General features: G+C 66.2%; 1 protein-coding gene. It reads left to right on the top strand.

Translation table 11 applies throughout. The features are described from left to right. Positions 1-21: 21 nt before the first annotated feature. A partial coding sequence (locus WKW80_RS37125) for an acetyl-CoA carboxylase biotin carboxylase subunit (RefSeq protein WP_340368548.1) occupies positions 22-1,853 on the top strand: 1,832 nt, incomplete at its 3' end.

The following is a 1,853-nucleotide window of genomic DNA, read 5'->3' as shown; positions in this document are numbered from 1 at the left end:
ATTTCCCCGCGGAGACCCACAATGTTTAAGAAGATCCTGATCGCCAACCGCGGAGAAATCGCCTGCCGCGTCATCAAGTCCGCCAGGAAGATGGGCATCCTCACGGTGGCCGTCTATTCCGATGCCGACAAGGAAGCGCGCCACGTCGAACTGGCCGACGAGGCCGTGCACATCGGCGCTGCCCCCAGCCGCGAGAGCTACCTGCAGGCCGACCGCATCATCGCGGCCTGCAAGCAGACCGGCGCGCAAGCGGTGCACCCCGGCTACGGCTTCCTGTCGGAGAACGAGGCCTTCGCCCGCAAGGTCGAGGAAGAGGGCATCGTCTTCATCGGCCCCAAGCACTATTCCATCGCGGCCATGGGCGACAAGATCGCCTCCAAGAAGCTCGCCAACGAAGCCAAGGTCAACACCATCCCCGGCTGGAACGACGCCATCGAGACGGCCGAGCGTGCCGTGGAGATCGCCAAGGACATCGGCTATCCCGTGATGATCAAGGCCTCGGCCGGCGGCGGCGGCAAGGGGCTGCGCGTGGCCTTCAACGACAAGGAGGCCTTCGACGGCTTCACCTCGTGCCGCAACGAGGCGCGCAACAGCTTCGGCGACGACCGCGTGTTCATCGAGAAGTTCGTCGAGGAGCCGCGCCACATCGAGATCCAGGTGCTGGGCGATGCGCACGGCAACGTGATCTACCTGAACGAGCGCGAGTGCTCGATCCAGCGCCGTCACCAGAAGGTGATCGAGGAGGCGCCGTCGCCCTTCATCAGCGAGGCCACGCGCAAGGCCATGGGCGAGCAGGCGGTGCAATTGGCCAAGGCGGTGAAGTACCAGAGCGCCGGCACGGTCGAGTTCGTGGTCGGCAAGGACCAGAGCTTCTACTTCCTGGAGATGAACACGCGCCTGCAGGTGGAGCATCCGGTCACCGAGTGCATCACCGGGCTGGACCTGGTCGAGTTGATGATCCGCGTGGCTGCCGGCGAGAAGCTGCCGGTTGCGCAGGCGCAGGTCAAGCGCGAAGGCTGGGCCATCGAATGCCGCATCAATGCCGAGGACCCGTTTCGCAACTTCCTGCCGTCGACCGGGCGCCTCACGCGCTTCCAGCCGCCGCAGGAGACGATGTTCTCGGCCGACACCGAGCACCTGTACGGCGTGCGCGTGGACACTGGCGTGTACGACGGCGGCGAGATCCCGATGTTCTACGACTCGATGATCGCCAAGCTGATCGTGCACGGGCGCGACCGCGCGCATGCGATCGCGCTGATGCGCGAGGCGCTCAACGCCTTCGTGATCCGCGGCGTCAGCAGCAACATCCCGTTCCAGGCCGCGCTGCTGGCGCATCCGAAGTTCGTGACCGGCGACTTCAACACCGGCTTCATCGCCGAGCACTACGCCAAGGGCTTCCACGCCGAAGACGTGCCGCACGACGACCCGAACTTCCTGGTGGCGCTGGTTGCCTTCATGCACCGGCGCTACCGCGCACGGGCCTCGGGCATCAGCGGGCAACTCAACGGCCATGGCGTCAAGGTGGGCGAGGAGTTCGTCGTGGTCACGCTCGGCGCCGAGGGCCGGCATGTGCACACGCCCGTGTCCGTCACCGACTTCAAGGGCGTGACGGGTTCCAGTGCGGTACAGGTCGCAGACGCCATCTACAGGATCAGCAGCAGCGCGCACCTGGGCAGCGTGCGCGTCGAAGGCGTGGTCAATGACAAGCCCTTCACCGCGCAGGTCGAGCGTGGCGCAGGCAAGAACCCGCTGGCGCTGCGGGTGTCGCACAACGGCACGCAAGTCGAGGCGATGGTGCTGTCGCCGCTGGGCGCGCGGCTGCAGCAGCTCATGCCCTACAAGGCACCGCCGGA

The sequence above is a fragment of the Variovorax humicola genome (genome assembly GCF_037889915.1).
Classification (GTDB): Bacteria; Pseudomonadota; Gammaproteobacteria; order Burkholderiales; family Burkholderiaceae_C; genus Variovorax; species Variovorax humicola.
The sequence above is the reverse complement of the archived record's forward strand: the minus strand, read 5'-3'. Positions and strand labels throughout refer to the sequence as shown.